General features: G+C 38.9%; 22 protein-coding genes. 20 read left to right on the top strand and 2 right to left on the bottom strand.

Annotation, left to right across the window (positions count from 1 at the left end):
• The first annotated feature begins 13 nt into the window (after positions 1-13).
• Positions 14-586: a PilZ domain-containing protein gene (locus tag BIV20_RS10080; RefSeq protein ID WP_075720613.1), complete on the top strand. Its 573-nt coding sequence runs from the start codon at positions 14-16 to the stop codon at positions 584-586.
• 7 nt (positions 587-593) lie between these two features.
• Positions 594-1,700, top strand: a complete 1,107-nt coding sequence (locus BIV20_RS10075; protein ID WP_075720612.1) for an HD-GYP domain-containing protein — start codon at positions 594-596, stop codon at positions 1,698-1,700.
• 24 nt (positions 1,701-1,724) lie between these two features.
• Here the strand turns inward: BIV20_RS10075 and BIV20_RS10070 are convergent, their stop codons facing one another.
• Positions 1,725-2,063, bottom strand: a complete 339-nt coding sequence (locus BIV20_RS10070) for a PqqD family protein (protein WP_075720611.1) — start codon at positions 2,061-2,063, stop codon at positions 1,725-1,727.
• Positions 2,064-2,173: 110 nt separating this feature from the next.
• Here BIV20_RS10070 and BIV20_RS10065 point away from each other — a divergent pair, with 110 nt between their 5' ends.
• The 8 genes from BIV20_RS10065 to BIV20_RS10030 all read left to right on the top strand — a co-directional run bounded on the left by BIV20_RS10065 (position 2,174) and on the right by BIV20_RS10030 (position 11,831).
• A complete protein-coding gene (locus BIV20_RS10065) occupies positions 2,174-3,181 on the top strand; it encodes a LacI family DNA-binding transcriptional regulator (RefSeq protein WP_075720610.1) in 1,008 nt (335 codons plus the stop codon).
• 140 nt (positions 3,182-3,321) lie between these two features.
• The gene (locus tag BIV20_RS10060; RefSeq protein ID WP_075720609.1) at positions 3,322-4,716 is read left to right on the top strand and encodes an MATE family efflux transporter; all 1,395 of its coding nucleotides are present in this window, start codon (positions 3,322-3,324) and stop codon (positions 4,714-4,716) included.
• Positions 4,695-5,483 (top strand): aminoglycoside N(3)-acetyltransferase, encoded by a 789-nt coding sequence (locus BIV20_RS10055; RefSeq protein ID WP_075720608.1) that lies wholly within the window; start codon positions 4,695-4,697, stop codon positions 5,481-5,483. Before BIV20_RS10060 ends, BIV20_RS10055 begins: the two co-directional genes overlap by 22 nt.
• A gap of 71 nt (positions 5,484-5,554) precedes the next feature.
• Positions 5,555-6,880 (top strand): alanine/glycine:cation symporter family protein, encoded by a 1,326-nt coding sequence (locus tag BIV20_RS10050; protein ID WP_075720607.1) that lies wholly within the window; start codon positions 5,555-5,557, stop codon positions 6,878-6,880.
• Positions 6,881-6,956: 76 nt separating this feature from the next.
• A complete protein-coding gene (locus tag BIV20_RS10045) occupies positions 6,957-8,957 on the top strand; it encodes a TIM-barrel domain-containing protein (protein WP_075720606.1) in 2,001 nt (666 codons plus the stop codon).
• Positions 8,954-10,240, top strand: a complete 1,287-nt coding sequence (locus tag BIV20_RS10040) for a hypothetical protein (RefSeq protein WP_075720605.1) — start codon at positions 8,954-8,956, stop codon at positions 10,238-10,240. The genes BIV20_RS10045 and BIV20_RS10040 overlap by 4 nt, the downstream gene beginning before the upstream one ends.
• Entirely contained in the window at positions 10,237-10,908 is a 672-nt protein-coding gene (locus BIV20_RS10035; protein WP_075720604.1) for a DUF6320 domain-containing protein, read from the top strand. The genes BIV20_RS10040 and BIV20_RS10035 overlap by 4 nt, the downstream gene beginning before the upstream one ends.
• Positions 10,909-10,916: 8 nt before the next feature.
• Complete coding sequence (locus BIV20_RS10030; protein WP_075720603.1) at positions 10,917-11,831, top strand: alpha/beta hydrolase; 915 nt, start codon at positions 10,917-10,919, stop codon at positions 11,829-11,831.
• Positions 11,832-11,899: 68 nt separating this feature from the next.
• On the opposite strand, the gene BIV20_RS10025 is transcribed toward BIV20_RS10030, so the two are convergent.
• Positions 11,900-13,123: a 6-phosphofructokinase gene (locus tag BIV20_RS10025; RefSeq protein ID WP_075720602.1), complete on the bottom strand. Its 1,224-nt coding sequence runs from the start codon at positions 13,121-13,123 to the stop codon at positions 11,900-11,902.
• A gap of 185 nt (positions 13,124-13,308) precedes the next feature.
• Here BIV20_RS10025 and BIV20_RS10020 point away from each other — a divergent pair, with 185 nt between their 5' ends.
• The 10 genes from BIV20_RS10020 to BIV20_RS09975 all read left to right on the top strand — a co-directional run bounded on the left by BIV20_RS10020 (position 13,309) and on the right by BIV20_RS09975 (position 24,578).
• Positions 13,309-13,545, top strand: coding sequence for a hypothetical protein (locus BIV20_RS10020; RefSeq protein WP_075720601.1), 237 nt, complete (start codon positions 13,309-13,311; stop codon positions 13,543-13,545).
• Between the two features lie 459 nt (positions 13,546-14,004).
• Entirely contained in the window at positions 14,005-14,550 is a 546-nt protein-coding gene (locus BIV20_RS10015; protein WP_075720600.1) for a hypothetical protein, read from the top strand.
• Between the two features lie 55 nt (positions 14,551-14,605).
• On the top strand, positions 14,606-16,927 hold the full coding sequence (locus tag BIV20_RS10010; RefSeq protein WP_075720599.1) for an ABC transporter substrate-binding protein: 2,322 nt from the start codon (positions 14,606-14,608) through the stop codon (positions 16,925-16,927).
• Positions 16,928-17,079: 152 nt separating this feature from the next.
• Positions 17,080-18,066: an ABC transporter permease gene (locus BIV20_RS10005; protein WP_075720598.1), complete on the top strand. Its 987-nt coding sequence runs from the start codon at positions 17,080-17,082 to the stop codon at positions 18,064-18,066.
• 14 nt (positions 18,067-18,080) lie between these two features.
• Complete coding sequence (locus BIV20_RS10000) at positions 18,081-19,814, top strand: ABC transporter permease (RefSeq protein WP_075720597.1); 1,734 nt, start codon at positions 18,081-18,083, stop codon at positions 19,812-19,814.
• 9 nt (positions 19,815-19,823) lie between these two features.
• A complete protein-coding gene (locus BIV20_RS09995; protein ID WP_075720596.1) occupies positions 19,824-20,990 on the top strand; it encodes an ABC transporter ATP-binding protein in 1,167 nt (388 codons plus the stop codon).
• Position 20,991: 1 nt separating this feature from the next.
• Positions 20,992-21,999 carry an ABC transporter ATP-binding protein gene (locus BIV20_RS09990; RefSeq protein ID WP_075720595.1) on the top strand — a complete coding sequence of 336 codons (1,008 nt, stop codon included), beginning with the start codon at positions 20,992-20,994 and terminating at the stop codon, positions 21,997-21,999.
• Positions 21,992-22,270 carry a hypothetical protein gene (locus tag BIV20_RS09985; RefSeq protein ID WP_075720594.1) on the top strand — a complete coding sequence of 93 codons (279 nt, stop codon included), beginning with the start codon at positions 21,992-21,994 and terminating at the stop codon, positions 22,268-22,270. Before BIV20_RS09990 ends, BIV20_RS09985 begins: the two co-directional genes overlap by 8 nt.
• 245 nt (positions 22,271-22,515) lie before the next feature.
• The gene (locus BIV20_RS09980) at positions 22,516-24,198 is read left to right on the top strand and encodes a cadherin-like beta sandwich domain-containing protein (protein ID WP_075720593.1); all 1,683 of its coding nucleotides are present in this window, start codon (positions 22,516-22,518) and stop codon (positions 24,196-24,198) included.
• Between the two features lie 11 nt (positions 24,199-24,209).
• A complete protein-coding gene (locus BIV20_RS09975; protein ID WP_075720592.1) occupies positions 24,210-24,578 on the top strand; it encodes a GntR family transcriptional regulator in 369 nt (122 codons plus the stop codon).
• Positions 24,579-24,587: the final 9 nt, after the last annotated feature.

The raw sequence follows: 24,587 nt of genomic DNA, 5'->3' as shown, positions 1-24,587 counted from the left end.
AGAGCGTGATAGTGTGGTAGAATTTACAAATGATTTAATTGGATGCAGAGCACAGATGAAAGATATCCAAAGCAATCAGCTTATTGCAGATACCAGGATTAATGCGTATGATTCTAATAAGAAAATAGTAAAAATTAGTGCAAGTGACATACATAGTTTCGGAGAAAGAGAAGTATCTCTGCTGGTTTTTTCAAAGAATGAGCTATTTGAATATTTTGGAAATCTCAAGAGAGTAATGATTGCAAATGAATATGAGATAAGTCTTTACAGCGGAGGAAAAAAGGAAGATAGAAAAAGAAAGCGGTATGAAATTGTAGCAGAAGGAAAGGTTGAAGGCATTGTCGTAAACCAACAGAAAATTCAACTGCAAAAGCCGATTGCGTTTACTACACGAAATATCAGTGCTGATGGTTTGCTCATTGAAACCATGGCGGGAAGCTTTGAGAAAAAGAATCAGATACAGGTTCTTATCGAGTTAGGCGATAACAGGTTACAGGGTAATTATGAGGTAGTAAGGGTACAGAATCAGAGTCTGTGGACGGAAGAATATGGATGCCGTTATATTGTTCCGGAAGAGAAAGTGTAGGTAAAATATGACAGAAGAGAAGAGCAGGGAGAAGTTAAGAAGAGTTCCAATCAGATATTTATGGAGTGGAATGGTACTGTCAGATGACCTTTATAATGAATACGGAAGGGTATTATTAATACGTGCTGGAGAAAAAATTACAGAAAGTACCATAAGACGTTTGGAAAATCTGGGTACAGAGGATAATTGTGTTGTGACTTATGAAACCTCTTATCGTGAAATCATGAGTCAGGATAATATGCCACCGGAGATTCAGCAGAGAGTGGTAGAAGATCGTTTCGGATATACAGAGCTTAAGAAGGATGTACGGAATTTGCTTGAGATAATTGAACATGTGGCGGAAGTAGAACATGATATGGTAGAGTCCGTAACGGAGAAAGTTGCACAGAAGATTCAGATAATGGATTTTTGTGACTTTTTTCAATGTATTCATGTTCCGAGAAAGTTGGATGAGGAGTTGCAGCGTCATTCACTGAATATAGCTTTTTTGAATGGAATAATGGGATATTGGCTTAAATTACCATATGAGAAAATTCAGAGGTTGGTTATGGCAGGGCTTTTGCATGACATTGGCAAAACTAAGATACCGGAACAGATTTTATTTGCACCGAGAAAGTTAACAGAAGAGGAATTTGAGGTAATTAAACATCATCCAATTTTTTCTTATGAACTTTTAGATAATCAGTATGTTGATGTTGTAAAAGATGCCGTGCTCCATCATCATGAGAGAATGGATGGAACCGGATATCCGGATGGACTTTCAGGAGAGAAGGTTTCAGTGTTCGCAAGAATTACGGCAATTTGTGACGTTTATGATGCGATGGTTTCTAAACGAAGTTATAAAGAGGCACGTCTTCCTTTTGATATTTTAGAAAAGTTTACAGAAAATACTTATGTGGGATTAGATCAGACATTGACAGCTATTTTTGTAAAAAATATGGTAAAACATTTTATAAAAAAGCAAGTAGTAATGTCTGATGGTAGTGTTGGAACGGTAGCATATATTCCACCCAATGATATCAGTCATCCGGTAATTGCTGTGGGGGATGTAGTAAAACAGGTGGATGAACACTGGTATTGTAAGAAAGTATTTGATGAATGGAATTTGTTGTAACAGAAGGAGAAAAGGCAGGCGAGGTCAGGAACGCATTACGATAAAACTATACTGGTGCAGTATTTTGAAAAAGGAGCAGAGACGTTCATAGAGCGGCTCTGCTTTTTCGCCGAATTGTTTTCTGACATCATCTCCAATCTCATAAATGGAATGTTTTCCGTCAACGCATTTCCAGACAAAACTGCCAAAGTCATCCAATTCAATATTGCTGTACTCAGGGCATTTGCAGAGTATTTGGGCAATACGTGGGAATAGTCCTGTATTATGGACGTGGATTTCAATATGCTTTTTTGAATTATAGGTGTATTCATATAAAGGATTATGCATTGGGATATAATCCAGATAGTTTTTTCGTTTTCTCATAATATAAGGATATGCAGTTATGTGAAAAAATATGCAGAAAATAAAATATTGTTTTAGAAAGAGATGTGCTATAATTTTAAGTAAAAAGTGGATAAAAGGTAGGAAGTGAAATGGAAAACAGACGAATCCGAATCGTTGATATAGCAGAAGAATTAGGGGTCAGTACAGCTACCGTGTCGAATGTAATTCATGGAAAAACAAAGAAAATTTCAGATGAAACGGTGCACAGGGTGCAGGAACTGTTAGAGCAGAAACAGTATATTCCAAGTATGGCGGGAATCTTGCTGGCACAGAACAATTCCCGTATTATCGGTGTGGTGGTGAATAATCATGAAAAGTATGAAGACCATGTATTAGAAGATAATTTTATTGCCTCTGCATTGAACGAGCTTTCCGTAGAAATAGAAAAAGCCGGAGACTTTATGATGGTGAAAACAGCAAAGGAGTGGAAGGAGATTCCACGATTTGCGTCTATGTGGAACATGGAAGGGTTAGTGATTATTGGATTCTGTGAACAGGATTATAAAAAACTGCGAGACAGTATGCACATTCCATTTGTAGTGTATGATGGATACCTAGAGGAGACACAGCGGCTATGCAATTTGGTAATTGATAATTATGATGGCGGTTATCAAGTCGGTAAATATTTTCGGGAAATGGGACATAGAAAGGTGTTGTGTATTTCAGATAATGATATATGTATGGATCAGGAACGTTTTCAGGGATTTCAATCAGGTATGGCAGAGGATGGAGCGGATTTTCTTATGATTCCCATGGAACGGGAAGAACGTAAAAGTTTTTATCAGGAGAAAATAGAAGTGTTGAAAAAATATTCTGCAATTTTTGCAGTTTCCGATTATTATGCCATTGAATTAATGCAGTTTTTGCAGGAACAGGGAATAAAAATTCCAGAAGAGATTTCTGTTGCTGGTTTTGATGATGTTCCGTTGTGTGAAATGGTTTGTCCGGCACTTACTACAATTTGTCAAGATAAGAAGAAGCGGGCAGAAATTGCTATTGATATGTTAAAGAAACTGAAGGAAGATGGAAATGCGGGTGGGACTATAACGTTGCCGGTGACTTTGGTGGAGCGTCAGAGTGTTGCTAAGCATACTTAACGGAAAACAGGCAATAAAAATGGTCAAATTGCACAAATTCTGTCTTGTGTTTTTGTGACAGGTTACGCGTTTAACCTATTGTAAATATGCTGATTGTAGAATAAGATAAATATGAAGTAAGATTAAGATGGAGGCAAGTTATGAAGCAGGAAAATTCATTCTACAAATCAGTATTGAAAATAGCGATTCCTATTACTTTACAATCATTATTACAGTCCTCGTTTAGTGTCATCGACCAGGTGATGACCGGACAACTTGGAAGTACAAGCATTGCAGGAATTGGTCTGGGTGGAAAGTTTTATTCTATTTTTTCCGTATTGGTTTCTGCCATTGCGGCAGTAGCAGGAATTATGATTGCACAGTATATGGGGAAAAAGGATGATAGAGAAGTTAGCCGTAGCTTTTTTGTAAATATCATAATAGCACTTTTACTAGCAATACTATTTACCGGAATGTGCCTTGTTTTCCCAGGGCAGATTATGGGGGCCTATACAAAGGATGGTGCCACAAAAGCGGTAGCAGCGGGATATCTTAGGATTATTGCAATATCATATATTCCGATTGCAGTAGGAACCTTGCTGTCTACATTGTTACGATGTATAGATGCAGCAGTCATCCCATTGTATTCTACCATTTTGGCAGCAGTGCTCAACACTGGGTTGAATTATGTGCTGATTTTTGGAAAATTTGGGTTCCCAAGATTGGGAGTGACTGGAGCGGCAATCGCAACAGTGGTATCTCAATGTACTAGCTGTTTGTTAATTCTGGGATTATTTTTCAGACATTATCGGAAACAGCAGTTACTGCATATGGAATTTGTTTTTCGTATGAACAAAAGTGGAAGAATACAGTATCTTGGTATTTTAATGCCCATTTTAGTTTGTGAGTTTTTATGGAGTCTTGGGGAAAATGTATATGCAGCAATTTATGGGCATATCGGCACAGATGCCTGTGCAGCGATGACGTTGACATCATCCATTCAGGTGTTATTGATTGGAGCATTGAGTGGACTTTCCCAGGCAGCAGCAATTCTCATTGGTAAGTCCTTAGGCGGTGAAGAATATGAGAAGGCATATCAGGAGTCAAAAAAACTGATGTGGTATGGCCTAGGCGGGGCGCTGATATTGTCACTGATACTGATTGTATGCCGAGGATATTATGTACAGATTTATAATGTGGAGCAAAGCGTACAAGAAACAGCAGGGCAGATACTTTTTGCATTTGCGTTGGTGGCTCCGGTCAAGGTACTTAATATGATTTTAGGCGGAGGAATTCTTCGAAGCGGAGGAAAGACAAAGTATGTCATGTGTATAGATATTCTAGGTACATGGGGATTCGGAGTGCCGTTGGGATTGTTGACAGCATTTGTATTGGAGTTGTCGATACCTTATGTTTATTTTATTCTTTCTTTAGAGGAATGTGTGCGACTAGTGATTTCATTGGTAGTGTTCCACAGAAAGAGTTGGATGAGAAGTTTAGAGAAACAAGAGAGTAGTGGAAAGGAAGTAGAATTATGGAAAGAAAAATTGTCTTAAAAGAGGACATTAAAAAAGCATTAGAGAAAGTTGGAGTAAAAACGGGACAGAATATCATGGTACATACTTCTTTGAGTAGCCTTGGATTTGTATGCGGAGGTGCGCAGATTGTGATAGAGGCACTTTTAGAAAGTGTCGGAGAAGAAGGAACTATTATGATGCCGACTCAGTCATGGAAGAATCTGGACCCGGAAGTGGGCGTACATTGGGAAGAGCCAGAGGAATGGTGGCAGACCATTCGGGAACAGTGGCCGGCATACGATAAGAATATTACTCCTACCAATACCATGGGAGCAGTGGCAGAAATGTTCCGTCAATGGCGGGGAACGATGCGTAGCGACCATCCGGCACGTTCTGTAGCAGCACATGGAAAATATGCAGAATATCTGACAGAAAATCATGATTTGTCCAATATTTTCGGAGAGGATTCTCCTGTTGGAAAGTTGTATGAATTAGATGGTTATGTACTGCTTATTGGAGTAGGTTATGACAAGAATACTTCCTTACATCTGGCAGATGTAAGAGCAGAATATCCGGGAAAGCATTTGTCTACCGAACACAGTGCTATGATGGTAAATGGAAAAAGAGAATGGGTAGCTTATGACACCCTTTATGTAGATGGAGAAGACTTCGAAGAGATTGGGGAAGCATTTGAAAAGTTAGGCACAACCACAAGAGTGCCATTAGGTAACAGCAGTATCTGCTTTATGCGGCAGCGGGAGTTGGTAGATTTTGCTGTGAAGTGGATGGAGGAAAATAGAAAATAGTAGAAGTTTGTTTCATAGAAAGAGACAGGCGCCAATATACTTAAATTATAGTAAGTATAGAGGAGCGGTTCATGAATACAGTTTTTAAAGTAGTCAAAACCATACAGTCCTATCTCTGGAATTTTCCAATGCTGGTGCTTTTGCTAGGAACTCATGTTTATTTTACATTCCGTCTAGGAGTGATTCAAAAGAGAATTCCGGAAGGTATACGGAAAAGTTTTACCAAAACAGAAGGGGAAACAGGAAATGTTTCCCCTTATTCTGCGTTAGCAACAGCTTTGGCTGCCACCATTGGAACAGGAAATATCATAGGAATTTCTACAGCCATTGCCGTAGGGGGACCCGGTGCAGTATTCTGGTGTTGGATTACGGGGGTATTTGGAATTGCTACCTGCTATGCAGAAAGTTTTTTATCTGTGAAGTATCGGGTAAGACGGCAAGATGGTTCCTATGTAGGAGGACCTATGTATGTGTTGGAACAGGTATTACATAAGAAGTGGGCGGCGGTACTTTTTTCCGTATTTGCAGTATTTGCTTCCTTTGGAATTGGAAGCAGTGTGCAGGCGCATTCTATTTCAGCGGCAATCCGAGGCGAGGTGGGGATTTCACCCCATGTCATTGGAATTATAACAGCAATGCTGGCAGGGGTGGTGATTCTGGGAGGAGGAAAACAGATTGCAAAGGTCTGTACCTTTCTTGTGCCGGTAATGAGCATCTTTTTTCTGGGAGGATGCTTTTTTATTATGGGGAAAAATGCGTCTTATCTGCCAGAGACGTTAAAAGTGATTATAGGTTCTGCATTTTCTTCTAAGTCTTTCATTGGTGGGATTACCGGAACTGCTGTTATGACTGCGATGCGGGTTGGTATTTCCAAGGGACTATTTACCAACGAAGCGGGGCTTGGTTCCGTGCCCATGGCAGCTGCTACAGCAAGAACCATTTCCCCTGTGCGGCAGGGATTGGTGTCTATGACAGGAACTTTTTGGGACACAGTAGTTATGTGTGCCATTACAGGGATTACCATTGTCAGCAGTATGATACGAAGTCCGGAAAAATATATACATGCACCACAAGACAGATTGTGTTTTATTGCCTTTTCAGAACTACCGGTTCGAGGAGATACGATTTTATCCATATCTTTGGTGTTATTTGCTTTTGCTACAATTATTGGCTGGAACTACTATGGAGAATGTGCAGTAGAATATTTATGGGGAGAAAAGGGAATTGAGAATTATCGGATTCTTTATTTGTTTGCGGTGTATCTGGGAGCTGTCATGTCTTTGGAGCTGGTATGGGGAATTTCAGATTTATTTAATTCTTGTATGGCAATTCCCAATATTGTGTGTATTTGGATGCTTCAAAGAATAATTATCAAAGAAACCGGAATAGAAGGATAGAAATTCTTATGATAATATGGTAGAATGCCTGTAGGGTAATTTAGATAAAATGGAGAGGCAATCAGGAGGAAGAAACATGAGCAAAATTCGTAAATTTAGTATTGGAAATCCAATTAATACAGATGCTGTTGAAAAAAAACTTGCAGCAGCAAAGGGAAAGATACCATATTTAAAAAAAGAAGATAAGAGCTTTGTTTATAAGTTAGGAACAGAAGACCGCATTTACGGGCTTGGCGAAAATGTAAGAGGAATCAACAAAAGAGGTTGGATTTACGAGAGTAATTGTGCTGACCAGCCAAATCATACAGAAACACAGCATTCGCTTTATGGAGCACATAACTTTTTTGTAGTAGATGGAAAAGAGCGGTTTGGTGTATTTATAGACTATCCGGGGAAACTGATTCTGGACATGGGATATACCAAAATGAATGAGATTCGAATTACACCGGAAGATTGGGATATGGATGTATATATTATCGAGGGAAAAGAGATTCTTGATATTGTAAAAGAATTCCGTGCCTTAATCGGGCGCAGTTATATTCCGCCAAAGTGGGCATTTGGCTATACTCAGAGCCGTTGGGGTTATAAAAGTGCAGACGATATCCGTGAGGTAGTAAAGGGGTATCGTGAGAATGGAATCCCGATTGACAATGTATGTATGGACATTGACTACATGGAACGTTTTAAGGACTTTACTGTAAACGATGAGACTTTTCCGGATTTCCCGGAATTTGTAAAAGAAATGGAGAAGGAGCATATTCATCTGGTACCTATTATTGATGCAGGTGTTAAGATTGAAGAAGGCTATGACACTTATGAGGAAGGCGTGGAAAAGGGATATTTCTGTAAAGAAAAGGATGGCAGTGACTTTGTAGGGGCTGTATGGCCGGGAAGAGTTCATTTTCCAGACTTTTTAAATAAAGATGCCAGAGAATGGTTCGGAAAGCAGTACAAGATTCTGTTAGATCAGGGGATTGAAGGATTCTGGAATGATATGAACGAGCCGGCAATTTTTTATTCCGAGAAGAATCTGGATGCAGTGATGAAAAAAATAAAGAAAATGGATAACCGTGATATGGATATGTGGGAAGTATTCGGTTTCCGTGATTTGGTAAATGGACTTGCAAATAATCCGGAAGATTATGCATCTATTTATCACAATATGGATGGAAAAAAGATATGCCATGATAAGGTACATAACTTGTATGGTTATAATATGACAAGAGCAGCAGGAGAAGCATTTGAAGAATTATGTCCGGAAAAGCGTATTCTTATCTATTCTCGTGCTTCTTATATTGGAATGCACCGTTATGGTGGAACATGGATGGGAGACAACCAGTCCTGGTGGTCTCATTTACTGATGAATTTACAGATGTTGCCATCTATGAATATGTGTGGATTCTTATATACAGGAGCTGATTTAGGTGGATTTGGAGCAGATACCACAGAAGATTTGGTATTGCGTTGGTTAGCACTCGGCATCTTTACACCGTTGATGCGTAATCATTCTGCAATTGGAACCAGAGAGCAGGAGGCTTATCAGTTTACTAACAAAGAAGCATTCAAGAATATCATAGGAATTCGTTATGGTCTGATGCCATATTTGTATAGTGAATACATGAAGGCAGTACTTCGCAATGAGATGCTGTTTACGCCGTTGGCGTTTGCATATCCGGAGGATACACAGGCACAGCAGGTGGAAGACCAGTTGTTGATGGGCGAGAGTATTATGATTGCGCCTGTTTATACGCAGAATGCAACCGGAAGATATGTATATTTGCCTGAAAAAATGAAATTGGTTCGTATGAAGAGTATGAATGACATCAAGACAGAGGTATTGGAAAAGGGACACTACTATGTCGATGTGGCACTGGATGAAGTGGTATTTTTCATCCGTCCGGAGAAAATTGTTCCTTATACCATGGGTGGTCAGTTCATGGAAGAGGCAGAACAGCAGGAATTAAAGCTTTTGCACTTTGTAACCGACAAGGCAGAATATGAGCTTTATGAAGACGATGGATATGAAAAGGATTATGAGAATCCAGAACATTATAGAACAATAAAGGTAGAGGCATGAAAAGAAAATCAAGTGAAATAAAGTGGGATAAATTGGATAATACAGCACATCTTTTTCCTGTTATAGCGGGAGAAAGTATGAGCAATGTGTACCGCATATCGGTAACCTTAAAAGAGCAGGTGCAGCCGGAACTATTGCAGGAAGCATTAGAGCGAGTGTTACCTTGGTTTGATGTTTTCAATGTGCGAATGCGTTCCGGGGTGTTCTGGTACTATTTTGAGACGAACCAGAAGCCGGCACCGGAAGTAAAGGAAGAATATCGTTATCCCTGTCAGTATATTTCACCAAACCGGAACAGGAATTACCTGTTCCGGGTAAATTATTATAAAAATCGAATTAATTTGGAAGTATTTCATGTATTGACGGATGGAATGGGTGGAATCACCTTCTTAAAAGAATTAACGTATCAGTATCTTCGCCTGGCGCATCCGGAATTAGCAGAAAAGCTGGGAGATGGTCTTAGCAGTGAAACTTCTTTAAACCGCGAAGATAGTTATCTGGAAAACTACAAAAAAGGGCATAAAAAAGGGTATAAAACAGAACGGGCATATATGGTAAAAGGGGAAAAATTAGATTCGCTTCAACTTGGTGTTATGCATGGATATATGTCAGTGGAAGAACTGAAAAGAGTCAGCAAAGGTTATGGGGTATCCATCAATGAATATCTGGTAGCTGCTTTTTTGTGGAGCATTTATCAGGATTCTCTTCATGGTGTTAAAAATAAGCATGGACGTCCTATTAGCTCTTGTGTTCCGGTGAACTTAAGACCTTATTTTGATTCGATTACTATGAAGAACTTTTTTGTTATTGTTTCTGCGGTATTTAAGCCACAAAAGGAGAATTATACTTTTGAAGAGGTAGTAGGGATTGTGGCAGAAAGTCTGCGTAGTCAGATTACCCGTGAAAATTTAGAAAATCTGTTTGCGTATAATGTTTCTAATGAGAAGAATTTTATTCTGCGGGCAGTTCCATTGTTTATAAAGAGTCTGGCAATGAAGTATGTATACCGTACCAGTGCCCTTGCAAATACTACCACAGTAACGAATATTGGAAATATTCAGGTGAAAGAGGAATACGAGGATTATATTGAGCAGTTTTCCGCATTTTTGTCCATGTCAAAGGGGCAGAATGTGAAGGGAACAATCTGTTCTTACAAGAATAAGTTGGTATTTACCATAAGTTCGAATCTGGCAGAAACTTCTGTACAGAGGGGATTTTTTCATAGACTTTCTGAGGATGGAATTGCAGTACAGATAGAAACGAATGGAGTATATGAGGAATGAGAAGATGTAAGAAATGTAACGTAGAAATTTTGGATGAGACAGCGGTATGTCCCCTGTGCAAGAATGTGTTGGAGCAAACAGAAGAACCGGAAGGAATAGCAGTGGGGTATCCTGATGTAAAAAAGACAGTAAAAAAGTTGAATTTTGTGGTGAGACTATATAGCTTTCTTGCAATTGTTACAGAGATAGCTTTGATTATTATAAATTATGTGACATATCAGGGTGTATGGTGGTCAGCCATTGCCGGTATTAGCATTTTATATTGTTATATTACATTGAAATATTCGATTCAGAAGAATGCAGGTTATCGAAGTGTGATATGGATTCAGGTGATTGGAGCAGTGTTGTTGGGAATTGCGGTGGATAATATTGTTGGCTATCGCGGGTGGTCTGTGAATTATGTAATGCCCGGGGCAATTTTATTACTGGATGTCACTATTATGATACTGATGTTGGTAAATATGACAAACTGGCAGAGTTATCTATTGATGCAGATATGTACGGTACTGGTGTCGAGTGGATGTCTTGTTATGTGGCGTTTGGAAGTGATTACCAGACCGGTGCTTTCCATTATTGCAGCCGCGGTATCTGCATGTCTGTTGTTAGCAACACTAATATTTGGAGACCGTAAAGCAAAGGCAGAATTGAAGCGAAGATTTCACGTATAGGAGGAAAAATGGCAAAAATCAGCACAAGAGGAAGAGTAATCCGGGAAATGATTGCGTATGTTACCAATGATAATTTGATTGGTAGAAAAATTAAAACCGGAGAACTTCGTAAGAAACTGGTAGAACCCAAATGGCGTTGTCCGGATTGTTTTCGGATGGAAGAAATCGAAATGCCGGGTTTTACTATGGAATACCTGTCTCGGAAGGAAAAACCAAGAAAAGATTATGTGATTTTACAGCTTCATGGTGGTGGTTACGTTGGAGCAATGCGCAATGCGTATCGTTCCTTCGCCGGATTGTATTGTGAAGCAAGTAAGGGAATGAATGTGCTGACCATTGACTATCGAGTGGCTCCGGAGTATCCTTATCCGGCAGCAATAGAGGATGCAGTTGCTGCTTTTAATTGGTTGAAAAAAGCCGGATGGCATAGTAGACAGATTATTGTGGTAGGAGATTCTGCGGGAGGGGGACTTGCGTTAGCGTTATGCATGTACTTGAAGGATCATAACCGAAAATTGCCGGGTGGTTTGGTGCTGATGTCTCCTTGGACGGATTTAACAGCAAGTGGGCCTTCTTATGAAGATAACTATGAATGTGATCCACTATTTGGAAATACAAGGGATAGTCTTATTTATAACAAAGATTATGTGGGAACAAATGATCCGCGACATCCTTATATTTCACCCATGTTTGGTGAATATTGGGGATTTCCGCCTATGCTGATACAAGTAGGTGAGATGGAGATGCTGTTGAGTGATTCGGTAGGAGTTGCACAGAAGGCGAAACAGCAGGGAGTACGGGTACGTCTTCATATTTACAAGGGAATGTTTCATGTGTTTCAGATGGGAATGATGTTGATGCCGGAGTCAAAAGCCGCATGGGCGGAAGTAAAGCAATATTTTGAAGTGCTAACAGGAAAATAGAGATTTTAGAAACAAAACGGACGAAAAAGCAAAAGCGCAATTTCGTCCGTTTTTGTAAACAAAATATTTTATACCAAATGTGCGACCGGTAAATACACCGGAAGTCCGTCTTTGAATTCTACTACAGGCTCTCCCTGAATCAGTGGTTTCAGATAAGTAAGCATTTCCGAAGTTACATCATTTCCGGCTTCGTTAATGTATTCGTCTGGAACGCCTTTTACCTTATTTGCAATTTCTGCAATAGAAGAAGCACCATAAGAAACGGTATAAGGTGCATCGGAGGTACGGGAAATAGTAATCATTTTTCCGGTTTCTCCCTTTGCGGCAAGTGTTACACCAAAACGTCCTTCTTCAAAGGATTCGTTAAGGTCTGTAAGGGAAGCAATGTGTCCACCGCAACGCTGTAGGATATTTACTTCAACAGAACGTACTTTTACATGAAGACGCTCTTGTACTAAATACTCCAGAGCCTTTCCGGCACCGCTTAATTGACTGTGGCCGAAAGTGTCGGCAGGTCCGGCAGATGCACTGATATAGTTTCCATCTTTATCGCGAATACCTTCAGAAACAGCAATGACTACATTGTTACGTTCCTTTAACACGCGGCTTACATCAGATAAAAATTCTTCGGTATCAAAAGCCCGCTCAGGTAAGTAGATTAAGTGAGGAGCGGTAGAATATTCATTTCTTGCAAGGGCAGTGGCTGCAGTAAGCCAGCCGGCATCACGTCCCATAATTTCCACGATAGTTACACTTTTTACATGGTAGATTAAAGTATCATGTGAGATTTCAAGAATAGAGGAAGCTACGTATTTTGCCGCAGAACCAAATCCCGGAGTATGGTCAGTAACGCATAAATCATTGTCAATTGTTTTGGGAATACCAATGACGCGGATATCACTGCCGATGGAAGCACCATAAGCAGAGAGTTTGTCTACAGTATCCATAGAATCATTTCCGCCAATATAGAAAAATGCTCCAATATTCATTTCTTCAAATTTTTGAAAAATAAGCTGGTAAGGACTGCTGTCTTCTTCGAGTTTTGGCAGTTTAAAACGGCAGGAGCCAAGATACATGGCAGGAGTCCGTTTTAAAAGATTCAGAGTTTCTTCCTTATAAAAAATATCTGTCAAATCAAGATATCTTCCTTCTAAAATTCCTGTGATTCCATTTAAAGAACCATAGATACGGTCAAAATCAGAATGTTCTAATACGCCTTTGATTACGCCGGCAAGGCTGGCGTTAATTGCAGCGGTAGGGCCGCCAGATTGGGCAACAAAACAGTTTTTCATTTGAACTCTCCTTAATTAAAAATCATATTTAGCTTGCACTCACTAAGTATTCATATTATACCAGAACGAAAAAAAACGCAACAGGGAAAAGTAAAGTACGGTTTATTGGACACACATCCTGATAAAATGGTATCAAAGATGTTTAAGGGATATTTAAGGAGAGAAAAGAAAGAGAGGATAAGCAAATGAAAAATAAGAAGAAAACAAATCTGGATATGGGAACGTTATTATTAACAGGGATTATGTCAATGGTTTTGACATTTTCTGTTTTAATGTTGGCTGCAATGGTAACGGATACAGATATTATGCTTTGGGATAAAGCAAAAGCAATTCCTGTATTTGTAATCATGAGTGGACTGCTTTGGTGGTATTTTTTGAGTAGTGAAAATAAAAAGGAGTACAAAAGACTTAAAAAAGCATAACTTTATAAAAGTACAGCTATTTATAAGAATAAATAATAAATAAAAGTGAATAAATATGCTAATTGGGCTAAAAACGAAGAAAAAAGAAAATGTGTTTTTAAAATATTATAATAATAACACACAATTTATCGCGGTATTGCGGTATCTAAATAAAGAAATGAATAAAAATAATTTTAAAAAGTATATATATGCAAAAAAGTAGTTAAAATAACCCAAAAATACCAGAAGAAATATATAGTACAATGAAAAACTTTATGATATACTTTAGGACATTGAAAAAAGTGTTTGCCACAGAAAGACGAATGTCCACAAAAAGGACAAAACCAAGAAATTCACTAGGGTAAAACAGTAAAGCGGTAGCGCGTTGGCTTGTCGCTGATTTGAAGCTGTGCTATAATCGCTAATGATATTGTAAAGTTTGGTGGATGTTGGTAAACAGATTCCATGGAAGAGGATTGTATGAAGAAGAAATTTGTCCAGGATTATAAAAGAAAAGCAGGAGAAGAAAAGTTTTCTTATGTAGGAGATTATTATATCTTTTATATGGAAGAGGCAGAGAAGAAAAGACGTGCTGTTTTTCAGGTTTTATTTGCGACATTGCAGTTGGTATTGCTGGTTGTTGCAGGCTTATTGAATAGTCCTGGAAGTTACAAGGTGTATATTGTACTACCATATCTTTGTATGATACTTCCGCTTATTTATTATATAATGGGGGCTGTTGGATTTTCTCGCATTCCGGAAAAAATGGAAAAACATCAATATGAAGTGACTATGTTTCGGATGATGAAGTCTGTTTTGGCAATATTTTTTTTATGTGTCTTTACGGTGTGTGCCGATGGAATATTTTTAATGAATAATAAAAATGAAATCGATGCAATGACGGAGATACTGTTTTGGGGAATTATGATAGTTTTGGCGGTCATGGATTATGTAGCATTGGTATATCATAATAGATTGCAGAAGCGTGTCGTAGTAGAAAAACAGGAGCGGAAAGATACAAAATAACTTTGATATGGACGCTTTGGCGTTTATATATACTATATTCATAGGAGGAAAAATTATGAAAAAGAAATTACTTTCTCTTTTCCTCGTTGGATGCATGGCTGCAGGAATGCTTGCAGGATGTGGTAAAACTGACGATGGAAAAAAGACTTCTTCTGGTGACAAGAAGACAGAAGAGTCAAGCAATGGTGAAACACCATTGGTAGCAGGTTATTCACAGTTTAGTGCAAAGTTCAGTCCGTTCTTTGCAGACACAGCATACGATCAGGATGCTGTAGCAATGACACAGGTTTCCCTTATCGAGACTGACAGAGCTGGTGGAGTTATTTATGATGGTATCGAAGGTCAGACAGCAGCTTATAACGGTACTGACTATACATACTACAGTGCGTCTGATGTAGATGTGGATATCGATGATGCAACAGGTGATACTACTTACACCATTAAAATGCGTGATGACATGAAGTTCAGTGACGGAGAACCGGTAACTATCGATGATGTAATCTTTAGTATGTATGTTTTAGCTGACACAGATTATGATGGAAGTTCTACTTTATATTCACAGCCAATCAAAGGTATGAAAGCATATCGTGCCAACTCTACAGCAGCAGATTCTGTTACACCTGAGATGATAGAGGCTAAGATTGAAGAAATGCCTGAGACATTAGCAACACAGGTTAAGGAAGAACTTATTACACCGCTTCTTACTTCCGAATTTGCATGGGTAAAGTCAGATGTAGTTACAGATCCTACTTCCTATGGATTAGAAGAAGGAGTAACAGCAGCAGAAGCATTTGCGGCTTTTTATGGACCAGCGGACTATGATGTAACTGGTAAGGATGATGAGACTGTATTAGCAGATATTATTGCATCATATGGTACAGATTATAAAGCATTAGCAACTGCTTATGGAGATGCGGCTTATTTCGATAAAGATGTAAATAGTCTTGCAGAAACAGCAGTTATCGAAGAAATGAGAGCAAATGGACAGGGTGAAGAAGTTGCAAATATCTCCGGTATTACCCGTGTAGATGACTACACTGTGCAGGTAGTAACCGATGGATTCGACGCAACAACTATTTACCAGTTGGCAGTTCAAATTGCTCCATTACATTACTATGGTGACAAGAGTTTATATGACTATGATAACAACTCTTTCGGTTTCACTCGTGGAGACTTATCTATCGTACGTGAAAAAACAGAGAAGCCAATGGGAGCAGGTCCTTACGTATTCGAAAAATATGAAAATAAGACCATTTACTATACAGCAAATGAAAATTATTTCAAAGGGGCTCCAAAGATTAAAAATGTACAGTTCAAAGAAACAGCTGAAACAGAAAAAGTTACTGCTGTAGAACAGGGAACTGTAGATTTAACAGATCCATCTGGAAGCAAATCAACCTTTGAGCAGATTGCAGGTATTAACAGCAATGGTGAGACCAGTGGAGACAAGATTATCACAAGTAGCGTTGATAATTTAGGATATGGATATCTTGGATGTAATGCAGATACTGTAAATGTTGCTGGTGAACCTGATAGTGATGCTTCTAAGAACTTAAGAAAAGCTATGATGACAATTTTCTCTGTATACAGAGATGTTAATATTGATTCTTATTACGGAGATGCAGCTTCTATTATTAATTACCCAATTTCCAATACTTCTTGGGCTGCTCCTCAGAAGTCTGATGCAGACTATGAGTTAGCATATTCTAAGGATGTAGATGGCAATCCAATCTACACTGATGGAATGAGCGCAGATGAGAAGTATGAAGCAGCAAAACAGGCAGCTTTAGGATACTTTGAAGCAGCAGGATATACCGTAGAAAATGGTAAAGTAACAGCAGCTCCGGAAGGCGCAAGCTTAGAATACGAAGCACTTATTCCGGCAGAAGGTGGTTCTGACCATCCTGCATTTGGTCTGTTAACAGATGCAAAGGCAGCTTTTGAATCTATTGGTATTACATTAAATATCAATAACCCAAGTGATTCCAATGTACTTTGGGATAGTTTAGATGCAGGAACTCAGCAGTTCTGGACAGCAGCTTGGGGAGCAACCATTGACCCTGATATGTATCAGGTATACTACAGCACTAATATTGTAGGAAAGGGTGGAACAGACTCCAACCATTACCACCTTGCAGATGCAGATTTGGACTCCTTAATTATGGAGGCACGTACAAGCGATGATCAGGCATTCCGTAAGGCAGAGTACAAGCAGTGCTTGGATATTATCTTAGACTGGGCAGTAGAACTTCCTACTTATCAGAGACAGAACTGTGTGATTTACAGTCCTGAAAGAATTAACGAAGATACTATGACAAAAGATGTTACACCATTCTATGGATGGTTAGCAGAGGTTCAGAATATAGAAATGAAATAATATAATATAATCTATAATTCAATTTTATGAAATGGCTTTGAACCCGCATATTGTGGGCTCAAAGCTATTGTTAAGGCAGAAAATAATATACTTATATTAGGCAAATAAAGTATTTGAGATAGAAGAGAAAAGAAAGATAGGAGAGAAGAACGATGAAGAAGTTCATAGCAAAGCGTTTAGGAATAAGCGTTATTATTCTGTTCTTCGTAACACTTATTATTTATTCCATTATGAGATGTATGCCAAGCTCTTATGTGGAAAATAAGGCACGAGAGATGTCTCAGAAACCAGGTGCAAAGTCATACGAAGAGTGGTTAGACCAATTAAATGAGTCTTATGGATTAGATGTAAATATTCCTCAGGGATATGTGGTCTGGATAGGAAATGTATTTACAGGTGATTTTGGAGATTCCTGGCAGTGGAATATGCCTGTTATTGAGAAGTTTAAAGAGGTTATATGGTATTCTTTTGCATTGGGGGCCTGTGCCTTCATATTGGAAATAGCCATAGCAATACCATTAGGAATACTTGCAGCAAGGAAACAGTATTCAAGAACAGATTATGCTGTTACGGTGTTGGCATTGATTGGTATTTCATTGCCGAGCTTTTTCTTTGCTACCATATTGAAGATGATATTTTCTGTAAAACTTGGATGGCTGGATTTATATGGTAGTGTGGGACGTATGCACGAGCAGTTAAGTTCCTTTGGACAGTTCCTTGATTATGCACAGCATTTAATTCTTCCTGTTGCAACTTTGACCATTGTAGGAATAGGAAGCTTGATGCGTTATACAAGAACCAACATGTTAGAAGTATTGAATTCTGACTTTATCCGTACAGCAAGAGCAAAGGGACTTTCAGAAAAGCGTGTTATCAATTATCATGCATTTCGTAATACTTTGATTCCGATTGTAACAATCTTAGGTGGAAGTTTACCGGGATTATTTGCAGGAGCCATGATTACGGAACAGTTATTTCAGATACCGGGGATTGGGTATACTTCCTATTTAAGTATGACACGAGGAGATATTCCGTTTTCCATGTTTTATCTGACATTTTTAGCTATATTATCACTTTTGGGAAACTTGCTTGCAGATATACTCTATGCAGTGGTTGACCCACGAGTAAGAGTTCACTAGGAAGGAGAAGCAGGATGAGCGAAGAGAAGAATTTAGATACAAAACAAGGTAGCACATCTACTTCTTTGGATGATGAGCAAAGAGTAAAAGTGCTGTCACCAGGTATGATGGTTGCAAAACGTTTCTTTCGTAACCGTCTGGCGATGGTTGGTTTGGTAATTATAGTCTGTATGTTTTTATTTTCTTTTGTAGGAGGAATGATTACTCCTTACAGCGAAGAACAGGTATTTCGTACAACGGAAACTGCTATTAAGGATTATGCCGGTGTAGCAGAAAATACAGACTGGCAATACAGTATAGCAGAGGGAAAGGATTTTCCGGCAGCAGCACAGGCACAGATGATTCTTGCAATTAATAAGGGAGAGACAAGCTTCAGCGCGAAGGATGTTAGCTATGGATTACTGAAAAAGAGTGATGATTTGTATTATATTGTACAGGGAGAACAAATTGCTACAGTAACCAGTGTTCGCGGAAGAGTAAATTATAATGAAGTGGCGGCAGGAACACTTACAGACAGTGTAAAAGCAGCCTATGAAGCAGCGGTTACGGAAAATGCAACAGAATTTGATGCAGATGGAGTGCATTACAGCATTACCCAGGAAGGACGTGTTACCAGCATCAGTGTTGCAGAAAACATTGCGATTGCTTCTAAATATGTATTTAGTGGTGCAACAAAGGATGTAGAAGCTTCTTTTGCATTTAAATGCGCAGCTTTAGAAGCAGTAGAGGCAAAAGAAACCTCTATGGAAGTAGAAGGTACTACTTATACCATCGAGGAAAATGACGAAGGTGCATTATTCTATAAAGATGGTGAAGAATATATTCTGGTATCTACTTATAATATTAGTGCTGTAAATGATGGTGTATTCCTTACACTGGATTTTAGAAGAGCAGCATTAGAAGCAATTGATGAAGGCGCAGAAAAGTTTACCTTTACGGATGAAAATGGGGAAGAAACAGAATATGTATTAAAACGTAAAAATGAGCAGTATACCGTAAGAAATTATGTGGAAACTCAGGTAAATGATAATTATGCGAAACCGTCTAAGGCACATCCGTTTGGAACCGATGGACATGGTATGGATTTACTGACACGTTTGATGTTTGGTGGTAGAATTTCTCTGTTAGTTGGATTTGTTACCGTTATTTTAGAGGTGTTTATCGGTGTAATTATGGGAGGAGTTGCCGGATATTTTGGCGGCTGGGTAGATACCTTGATAATGCGTTTGGTGGATATTTTCTACTGTATTCCGGCTATGCCACTCTACATTATACTTGGTGCCATTATGGACTTCTGGAAGATTGACCCACAGCTTCGTATTTTTGTATTGTGTGCCATGTTAGGTCTTCTTGGATGGGCAGGTGTTGCACGTATGGTACGTGGTCAGATTCTGTCCTTACGTGAACAGGAGTTTATGACAGCAGCAGAAGCACTTGGAATCAGTACCCATAGAAGAATTTTTGTTCACTTGATTCCGAACGTAGTTCCACAGTTAATTGTTATTGCAACTATGGGACTTGGTGATACAATTTTAACGGAAGCGACATTATCTTTCTTGGGCTTGGGAGTTAAGTTCCCATTTGCTTCCTGGGGAAATATTATCAATGCAGTAAATGATTCTTATGTTATGACTAATTTCTGGTTTGTATGGATTCCGGCAGGTATGCTGATTTTGTTGACCGTTTTAGGATTTAACTTTATTGGTGACGGACTTCGAGATGCATTTGACCCGAAGATGAAGAGGTAGGTGAGCAGTATGGGATTATTTGGAAATAAAGATAAAAAGAGTGCAAATTATATTTCAGCAAAAGAATCCAGACGAATTTCCAAGGAAAATCGTAAAATTACTGCTGAAATAGAGAAAAAGAGAAATCGTAAGCATATTCCGAAGGAAGAATATATTACAAAGATGAAGAATCCGAAGAATGTAGTAGAATTTGACAATGTGCACACATATTTCTTTACGGATATCGGAGTTGTAAAAGCAGTAGATGGTGTATCTTTTGAAGTACCGGAAGGAAAGACAGTAGGTATTGTAGGAGAATCCGGTTGTGGAAAGTCTGTTACCAGTCTTTCCATGATGCAGCTGGTACAAAGACCTACCGGACAGACGGTAGAAGGAGAAATTCGTTTTAATACCGGTTCCGAGGTATATAATGTAGTAAATACTCCAACATCTGAGATGCAGAAGTTAAGAGGAAATCAGATGGCGATGATTTTTCAGGAGCCGATGACTTCCTTGAATCCGGTATTCCGTATCGGAGCTCAGGTAGATGAGGTTATTGCATTGCATAATCCGGATATGACAAAAGAACAGGTGAAAGAAAGAACTATTGAAATGCTTGAATTAGTAGGAATTGCCAATAGTAAAGGTGTTTATTCCATGTATCCGCACGAATTGTCTGGTGGTATGCGTCAGCGTATTATGATTGCTATGGGACTTGCATGTAATCCGAAATTGATTGTTGCAGATGAACCAACAACTGCTCTTGATGTTACTATTCAGGCGCAGATTCTGGATTTGCTGCGTGAATTAAAAGATAAAATTAACAGCTCTATTATGCTGATTACCCATGACCTGGGAGTTATTGCAGAAATGGCAGATTATGTTGTAGTTATGTATGCGGGACGTGTAGTTGAAAAAGGAACTGCACAGGAGATTTTCAAAGACCCACGTCATCCGTATACTATTGGTTTGATGAACTCCAAGCCGGTAGTTGGCAAAAAGGTTGATAAACTTTATAGTATTCCGGGTAAAGTACCAAATCCAATTGATATGCCAAATTACTGCTATTTCAAGGACCGTTGTGAGATGTGTGTAGAAGCATGTAATGGCGTGTATCCGGAAGAAATTAAGATTTCAGATACACATTATGTAAGCTGTTATCGCCATGTAAATGATGCTGTGAAGGAGGATAAGTAAAATGTCAAAAGAAAATGAAAAGATACAGGAGCCTCTTATTCACAAGGATGAAAATATACTGGAAGTTAGTCATCTGAAAAAATACTTTCCGATTAAAGGTGCACTTGGTTCTGCCAAAGGATCTGTAAAGGCAGTAGATGATGTAAGTTTTAGCATTAAAAGAGGTACCACCATGGGATTGGTAGGAGAATCCGGTTGCGGAAAGTCTACCACGGGACGTACTATTTTAAGATTGATTGAAAAGACCGACGGACAAGTATTGTTTAACGGAATTGATGTTAATAAGGTAAGTAAAAAGGAAATGCGTGATTTGCGTACAAAGATGCAGATTATTTTCCAGGATCCATATTCCTCTTTGTCCCCAAGACTTCCGATTGGAGAAATTATTGGAGAGGCTGTGAAGGAGCATAATCTCGTTCCAAAAGAAGAGTATGACGCATATATTACTAAGATTATGAATTCCTGTGGTTTACAGGAATATCATAAGGATAGATATCCACATGAATTTTCCGGTGGACAACGTCAGAGAATCTGTATTGCAAGAGCAATCGCGTTGAATCCTGAATTTATTGTTTGTGATGAGCCGGTATCAGCATTGGATGTGTCCATCCAGGCACAGGTAATCAATTTGCTGAAGGATTTGCAGCGAGAATACAATCTTACCTACTTATTTATTTCTCACGATTTATCAGTTGTAGAACATATTTCTGATACTGTGGGTGTTATGTATTTAGGTGGATTGGTAGAGACAGGAGCAACAGAGGATATATTTAAAAATCCATTGCATCCTTATACCAAGGCATTATTTAGCGCAATTCCAATTCCGGACCCGGATGTAAAGTTAGACCGGATTATTCTGGAAGGAAGTATTCCATCTCCGGCAAATCCGCCATCCGGTTGTAAATTCCACACCAGATGTTCTGAATGCATGGAAATTTGTAAGAAAGAAGCTCCACAGACCAAAGATATGGGAAATGGACATAAGGTAAGGTGTCACCTGTATGACTAGGAGTAATTTCAGAGGTTTTAACTCTAAAGATAGATATATAGATGAATTGTTGGCAAATCAGGAAAAAGAGTTAGCAGAACTTCGGAAAGAACCGGAAGAACGGGAAAAAGAGCAGCAGGATAGTATGTACAAGCAGGAGGAACAACTGACAAAGCAGGAAACCAGACGTATGATTGTCAGTGCTACAGCAGCTGGACTGGTAATAGGTTTGATTTTTATCGGCGCTATGTTCTTGTTTTTACTGTTTTGTACTAATGTTTGGTTTTCATAAGCTATGAAAGAGTAGTCGTATATTACGGCTGCTCTTTTTTCTTTACAGGAAATTGCGTTGCAATTCCTATAGCGTGCAAAGAGTGCAAAGCACTCTTTGTTCCTATATCTAGTAAAAAATGTCGAAAACACACAATATTTAGCGTATAAGCCTTGACAATATCAGACAGGAAAAACTATAATGATACTAAGTGAAAATGGGTAAATATATGTTTTGTAATAAATAGAAGAGAAAGGAGCACTAGAATGAAAGGGTTAAAAAAATATTTAGGGATTATAATGGGAATCATAATGGCAATTGCAGTGCTGCCTTCCATGCCAACTTATGCCAGTGGAAAAGTGGTAGTGGCAGTGTCGGCATCCAGTTTAAATATAGGAGATAGTGTTACCATAACTGCAACAGCTCAGAATGACAATGGAGAACAGGTGTCTACTACATTGGGATTTAGTTATGACAGCAGTAAGTTTTCTTTTGTAAGTTGTAGTGATTCCAATTATTCCGGCGGTGAAGGCGGAAAGGTTGAGGTGACAGCGGCAAAGGCATCTATTACTTTAAAAGCAACTGCATCAGGAAGTGCTTCTGTTTCCGTTAGTGGTTCAGATGGATTAACTGCAGGTGGGACAAAAATTGCGATAAACGATGGAACAGAAAGTACGACAGCACAGTCAGGGGATAATAGTCTTTCCTCATTAAAAATTTCTCCGGGAACATTATCGCCGGCATTCAGTTATAAGACTACCAGTTATACAGCAAGTGTAGGGGCTGATGTAAATGAGATTTCTGTAGATGCCAAGCCGTCTAATGCTAAGGCAACAATAGAATCCATTACCGGAAATACAGGTTTAAAAGAAGGAACCAATACAATTAGTATTGTGGTGAAAGCTGAGAATGGTGCCAAGGCAACCTATAAGATAGCAGTAAACAAGGGGGGCGCAACTGAAACACCGGAAGAGATCCAAAACGAAGGAACAGCCGAAGAGAATCCGGATGCTATTATTCTAAATGGACATGAATATAATTTGTCAGCTACTATTCCGGCGGACAAGGTGCCAGCAGATTTTACAAAAGTAACAGCGAATTGTAGGGGACAGGACGTAGAAGCGCTTCAGTTTAATATGGGAGATGTGGTCTTAGTATATCTTACTACACCGGATGCCGAGGTGAAAAATACACTGGCTGTTTATGAACAACAAAGTGGTAGTATATATCCATTTGTTAAAATTGAAGCAGGCAGTAGTTACTATATTATATTAAATCCTCCGGCCGACGTAGAGATGCCGGAGATGTATGCTGCATCTGCGGTAGAAATTGGCGAGTACGGAACTGTGACCGCCTATGGAAACCAGGAACCAAGTTTGAGTGATTTTTACCTCATATATGCTGTCAGCAATGCCGGAAATACTGGATGGTATCAGTACGATAAGACGGAAGGTACGTTGCAACGTTATGTTCAGCAGACCGAAGAAGCTACAGTAGATGAAGAGGTACTGAATGCTGACATGAAGAGTATGCAGAATGCATATGATAAGTTAGATGCACAGTATACAAGTCAAAAAAATTTTACAAGAAAAGCCATTGCTATTTTGATTTTTGTAATAGCAGTACTTGTCGTTATTATTGTAAATCTTTTTCTTCGAGGAAAAAAGAATGAAGATGAGTGGGAAGATGATTTTAATGAAGTGCCAAAGAGATTCCGAAAGAAAGCAGAGAATATAGAAGGAGTAGATGAAGATTTTCCGGAGGATATGGAAGAGGAGGAAAAGCCAAAACGTGGTATATGGAAGAAAAAAACTTCTCAGGAATCAGAGCAGGAAGACGATATGGTAGAAAAGAAGAAGGTACCGGAAAAAAAGGTGCCGGAGAAGAAAGTACCGGAACAAGATAAGCCGGAAGATGATTTTGAAGTAATCGATTTAGATGATCTGTAAAAGGTGATACTATGTATATAGAAATTGATTTTAATAGTGATGAAGCTATTTATATGCAACTGCGCAATCAAATTGTGTTTGGAATAGCTACCAATCAGTATCAAGAGGGAGAGTCGCTCCCTTCGGTGCGACAGTTAGCTGAGAGTATTGGAATTAATATGCATACGGTAAATAAGGCATATCATGTATTACGTCAGGAAGGCTTCATTAAGTTAGACCGGCGAAATGGAGCTGTGATTTTTTTGGAAGAAGGAAAGGCACAGGCAATGCAGGAAATGAAAGAAACATTACGGGTAATCCTGGCAAAGGCAGTATGCAAAAATATTTCGAGGGAAGAAGTACATGAGTTGATAGACGAAATATTTGAAGAGGATTATTAGGAGGACAGC

Origin of the sequence: Roseburia sp. 499, from assembly GCF_001940225.2 — a bacterium.
Lineage (GTDB): Bacteria > Bacillota > Clostridia > Lachnospirales > Lachnospiraceae > Petralouisia.
Note: the sequence above shows the minus strand (reverse complement) of the source record. Positions and strands in the feature narration are given on the sequence as shown.

Excerpts from the sequence above, each read along its gene's own strand:
- BIV20_RS10075 (WP_075720612.1), top strand. The coding sequence starts at position 594 with ATGACAGAAGAGAAGAGCAGGGAGAAGTTAAGAAGAGTTCCAATCAGA.
- BIV20_RS10070 (WP_075720611.1), bottom strand. The coding sequence starts at position 2,063 with ATGAGAAAACGAAAAAACTATCTGGATTATATCCCAATGCATAATCCT.
- BIV20_RS10065 (WP_075720610.1), top strand. The coding sequence starts at position 2,174 with ATGGAAAACAGACGAATCCGAATCGTTGATATAGCAGAAGAATTAGGG.
- BIV20_RS10060 (WP_075720609.1), top strand. The coding sequence starts at position 3,322 with ATGAAGCAGGAAAATTCATTCTACAAATCAGTATTGAAAATAGCGATT.
- BIV20_RS10055 (WP_075720608.1), top strand. The coding sequence starts at position 4,695 with ATGGAAAGAAAAATTGTCTTAAAAGAGGACATTAAAAAAGCATTAGAG.
- BIV20_RS10050 (WP_075720607.1), top strand. The coding sequence starts at position 5,555 with ATGAATACAGTTTTTAAAGTAGTCAAAACCATACAGTCCTATCTCTGG.
- BIV20_RS10045 (WP_075720606.1), top strand. The coding sequence starts at position 6,957 with ATGAGCAAAATTCGTAAATTTAGTATTGGAAATCCAATTAATACAGAT.
- BIV20_RS10040 (WP_075720605.1), top strand. The coding sequence starts at position 8,954 with ATGAAAAGAAAATCAAGTGAAATAAAGTGGGATAAATTGGATAATACA.
- BIV20_RS10035 (WP_075720604.1), top strand. The coding sequence starts at position 10,237 with ATGAGAAGATGTAAGAAATGTAACGTAGAAATTTTGGATGAGACAGCG.
- BIV20_RS10030 (WP_075720603.1), top strand. The coding sequence starts at position 10,917 with ATGGCAAAAATCAGCACAAGAGGAAGAGTAATCCGGGAAATGATTGCG.
- BIV20_RS10025 (WP_075720602.1), bottom strand. The coding sequence starts at position 13,123 with ATGAAAAACTGTTTTGTTGCCCAATCTGGCGGCCCTACCGCTGCAATT.
- BIV20_RS10020 (WP_075720601.1), top strand. The coding sequence starts at position 13,309 with ATGAAAAATAAGAAGAAAACAAATCTGGATATGGGAACGTTATTATTA.
- BIV20_RS10015 (WP_075720600.1), top strand. The coding sequence starts at position 14,005 with ATGAAGAAGAAATTTGTCCAGGATTATAAAAGAAAAGCAGGAGAAGAA.
- BIV20_RS10010 (WP_075720599.1), top strand. The coding sequence starts at position 14,606 with ATGAAAAAGAAATTACTTTCTCTTTTCCTCGTTGGATGCATGGCTGCA.
- BIV20_RS10005 (WP_075720598.1), top strand. The coding sequence starts at position 17,080 with ATGAAGAAGTTCATAGCAAAGCGTTTAGGAATAAGCGTTATTATTCTG.
- BIV20_RS10000 (WP_075720597.1), top strand. The coding sequence starts at position 18,081 with ATGAGCGAAGAGAAGAATTTAGATACAAAACAAGGTAGCACATCTACT.
- BIV20_RS09995 (WP_075720596.1), top strand. The coding sequence starts at position 19,824 with ATGGGATTATTTGGAAATAAAGATAAAAAGAGTGCAAATTATATTTCA.
- BIV20_RS09990 (WP_075720595.1), top strand. The coding sequence starts at position 20,992 with ATGTCAAAAGAAAATGAAAAGATACAGGAGCCTCTTATTCACAAGGAT.
- BIV20_RS09985 (WP_075720594.1), top strand. The coding sequence starts at position 21,992 with ATGACTAGGAGTAATTTCAGAGGTTTTAACTCTAAAGATAGATATATA.
- BIV20_RS09980 (WP_075720593.1), top strand. The coding sequence starts at position 22,516 with ATGAAAGGGTTAAAAAAATATTTAGGGATTATAATGGGAATCATAATG.
- BIV20_RS09975 (WP_075720592.1), top strand. The coding sequence starts at position 24,210 with ATGTATATAGAAATTGATTTTAATAGTGATGAAGCTATTTATATGCAA.